Raw genomic sequence first — 3,686 nt, 5'->3', positions numbered from 1 at the left:
GTTGAGTCATCGCACCCGCGAGCAAAATCCGACCTCGATCAACCCACCTATGTCCATAGCAGACTGAATTTTGTCCAAATGGCTCGCAGGGAGATTCACCAAGTCCTGAAAGACAACCGGTCGTCTGACGCAAGTGGCCGCATGGAAACCGAAATGTATTGGTGCGGAATAAAGTCCACCCCGCTAGGTATCTGGAATTACTGGGACAGCCGCTTCCGTAATTCTGCAATCGGGATGCAGCAAGAGGTCGCCATAAAGAGCTTCCTGTCTGTGCACCCGGCCGTTGTACGTCAAGACGCAGTCTATTTGTACGGGCGCAAGTATAGGTCGGTTGATTTGATTAATACCGGGATATTTGATCGAATTGCTAGAAGCGGTGTTATTGAAGTTGACGTATACGTACTGACTATGTGTGTTCGGCATATATGGGTTGAGGTAGGAGGTACTCTTTTCGAACTGGACTTTGTAACAACGCAAAGGACCGTTGAGGGTGATCGTGACATATCATTGCGTGATCTGCAGTCACTAGATGCCTTAAGGCGAAAATCTCAAACTGCGCTTCGCAACGAGATACCGGCAATTCATCAATTTCACGATGATAGATTCAAAGAAGATACCGGTGAGGAGTGTAAGGGTGGCGTGAGACGAATTGGGCGGCCACCTAAATCGGCATCGGCGCAGCGAGATGCAGATGATTATGATGATTTCGAGGTAAAGCCAAATGAATGAGGCCATTGCGAGCTGGTTCGACGGCTGCCAGACGGCTGATCAGGTCCGCCAGATCATCACGCGTCGCCCTGAGCCATTGGAAAGTTTGTTCGAAATCGAACCCAGGTTGGCGGCAGAGGTGCTGTCTCAAGCCTTGCGTGAGTCTTTCATTCCCAACGCATTCACGATTGAGTTCATCCAGGAAATGGTGGGGCGCGCAGCGCTGCATGCGCGAGCATTGTTCTCTTGTGAGAGCGAGTACGCTCGAGGGCTCTATGAAGCACCTGCAGTCGATGCTGTGCCGGTGTGTTTTACAGGGCTTGCTGGGGTTGGGAAGAGCCAGACGATTGCTGCGCTGCGCAAGGTTTTGCCGGGCCCCGTGAATCTGTCCTGCGATCACTTCCAGGGTGATCTACCGTTGCGGTCGCATTGGTACGCAAGCGCCCGTGGTACCACTAATGCTAAGGCCCTTCTTCGAGAGTTCGTTGAGGTGCCTCTGTCACGACTGACCGTTGCTGAGCTGCTGATTGAATGCCGACGTAGGGCGAATCGTGATGGGGTGTCGTTAGTCATCCTGGATGAAATGCAGTACATCCAAAAGGGGCTTGGTGCAGCGAAGGTTACAGATATCCTCTTGAGCATGGCTGGTATCGGTCCTCCAATGGTCTACGTATGCAACTACAGCTTGGGCCACAAGCTGTTTGAGAGGAACAGTGAGGATCAACAGCGCTTGCTGACCGACCCAAGAATCATGCTGCCCGATGAGCCTGGTAGTACCGACTGGAAAGCTTTCATCGATGAATGTGTTCGTGTGGGCAATGGCGCGATTTGCCGTAATCAGGGTGATTTGGCACGGGAAATTTACCGTTGCACCTTCGGTATCAAGCGTCTGGCGGTGGAGTTGTTGAAGCAGGCGTACATTGAGTGCCGCAGTGCAGGCCGTCATGCAGCGTCCCTTCAAGACATCGGCCGGGCTTACCGCTCAGCGGCGTACACGTCCAGTGCCAAACAAGTCGAACACCTTCAAAAATTGGCTCTGGGTGGCCGGGTGTCCAAACAGCATCTAGACCTGCGGTGTCCGTTTGATCTGCCAGCCGCGTTCACGTCCAACGTGGTGAAGTTTGCGCGAGCTGAACGGCAGGAGCGAGTCACCCAGAAGGTTTTCGACTCATCGCTCACTGCATCAGAACGATCTGTAAAAAAGCAACTTGATGCCTCAGCTAATGCTCTGCAGAAGCAGAATGCCCGCCGGCGGCGGCCCTCGGTTGAGGAGCTCTCCGAGGAGGATCAGGCCAAAGCTTTCTATGCTTGGATGGAGGACGACAACAAGGACCCCAAACCCAGGTGATGGTGTAGCGAAGAATTCCGTCGCTGGCCCAATGATTGCGGGCCTGTAAACCTATTTTTTTCACTGTTAACTAGGGTGGTTTACAGTGAAAAAAACAGGTTTACACCGCTGAGTTAGCAATTAAAAAGGCCTGCAGCACTGGGTGAGGTCCAGGGACGATTATGGCTTACTCAACGTGGCCGCTAAGGTACCCAGCGTACGAGACGCGATGGATCAGGCGGCTCAGGCGATCAGGCAGCATTTCCATAATCCCCCCGGGCAACACCTATGGGCGCGCTTTGCATATTCGATTCGAATGTAAAAGCACTGATTGCGTTGTACCGCGGACCGGTCCGAATGAGCCCGCAACCGCTGAAAAGGTTCCGAAGCTCTTCGGCCGTCCTAGTGGTACTACGTGCTAATGGATTACTGAAGGTATTGATGCTAGGAAGCCGTTCTAACGTGCGCTTCTGATTGCGCGTGGCGCGTTTTAGAGGTGAACGGGTGCCGGTCAGTCCCCTGTAAAGAAAATCTTGAGGCTCCCGAAGAATCAAAAGGTTAGCTTCATGCGCCTGGTTTTTGGCAATGGTTTGGCGATGATGATCCCGCGCTCAATTGAGATCGATTATCATTTATGGGTGACAATGTGTTGTGGGAGTGACAACCAGAGTGTAAACTGAGCGTCAGACCAAACCACAGCTTCACGAGCTTCACGAGGAGAAAAATGAGCGTATTGCTAAAGAATGCACCGGTTTATTACGCCTTAGCCCAGGCGAAATTCAATCCCGTTGCGGCTATGGCAAAATTCTCAACCGATATCCAGGAGGTGATGCGTCGCGTCGGATATACTGTTTTCGAAGTCGAAGATACTCAGAGTGTTGACTACGGAAATACGCATGATGGCGAGAGCGTTAAACCTGTTGTTTCGACCACCAAAAACTGGTTTTTCACAACCTCGGATCGTAGCTGTGGTTATGTGCTCGGACAAGATTTTCTGACCTTTCAATCCACAAAGTATCTCGATAGAGAGCAGTTCTTTCGGGCTTTGTGTGACGGGCTGAAGATCGTGCATGAAGTAGTACAGCTGGAGCGAATTTTTCGATTAGGGATTCGCTATTTGAACGCTGTAATACCTGATGAAGGTGAGACAGTTGATCAATATCTCAACCCGAGCATTCAGGGCGTGAATTTTGGCCTTCCGATACTTGGAGGTCTCTGGGAAGCTGGCTACAGAACCGAAAGCGGCGGTCTACTAATCGCTAAAGTCTATCAGGCGCCGAATTCACCTTTGGGCTTTCCGCAGGATCTCGTCCCACGCTCTGTTCAGCTGATGCCGAGATTCAATAGAGAAGAATCGTTTGCGCATGCTGTACTTGATATGGATCTCTTCGTCGAAGAAGCCATGCCTGTCGACACCGCTGCGATTTACGAAAGGCTACTGAGTTTTCATGGGGATTTGGCTAAGTGCTTCCACGCCATTGCAACGCCTCATGCATTTACTCGATGGGAATAGGAGGAGGCTATGTACGGGATTACAGGCTCTACCACTTCTAGAAGCAGTGGGACAGGAGGAGTTGCGCGAGCGGCACGTACCGCAGCGATTGTCATTGCTTTTTTCCTAGGAACTGGCAGTGTCCAAAGCGGCTCCTGG

Annotated in this window: 3 protein-coding genes; all 3 read left to right on the top strand. The window is 51.7% G+C overall.

What is annotated here, in order from left to right; genetic code table 11:
- A partial coding sequence (locus G3436_RS25885) for a transposase (RefSeq protein ID WP_243667332.1) occupies nt 1-729 on the top strand: 729 nt, incomplete at its 5' end.
- Nucleotides 722-2,056: a TniB family NTP-binding protein gene (locus G3436_RS25880; RefSeq protein WP_163951089.1), complete on the top strand. Its 1,335-nt coding sequence runs from the start codon at nt 722-724 to the stop codon at nt 2,054-2,056. The genes G3436_RS25885 and G3436_RS25880, both read left to right, overlap by 8 nt.
- A gap of 703 nt (nt 2,057-2,759) precedes the next feature.
- Nucleotides 2,760-3,548: a TIGR04255 family protein gene (locus tag G3436_RS25875; protein WP_163951087.1), complete on the top strand. Its 789-nt coding sequence runs from the start codon at nt 2,760-2,762 to the stop codon at nt 3,546-3,548.
- Nucleotides 3,549-3,686: the final 138 nt, after the last annotated feature.

The organism is Pseudomonas brassicae, assembly GCF_010671725.1.
In the GTDB taxonomy this organism is placed as follows: Bacteria; Pseudomonadota; Gammaproteobacteria; order Pseudomonadales; family Pseudomonadaceae; genus Aquipseudomonas; species Aquipseudomonas brassicae.
Note: the sequence above shows the minus strand (reverse complement) of the source record. Positions and strands in the feature narration are given on the sequence as shown.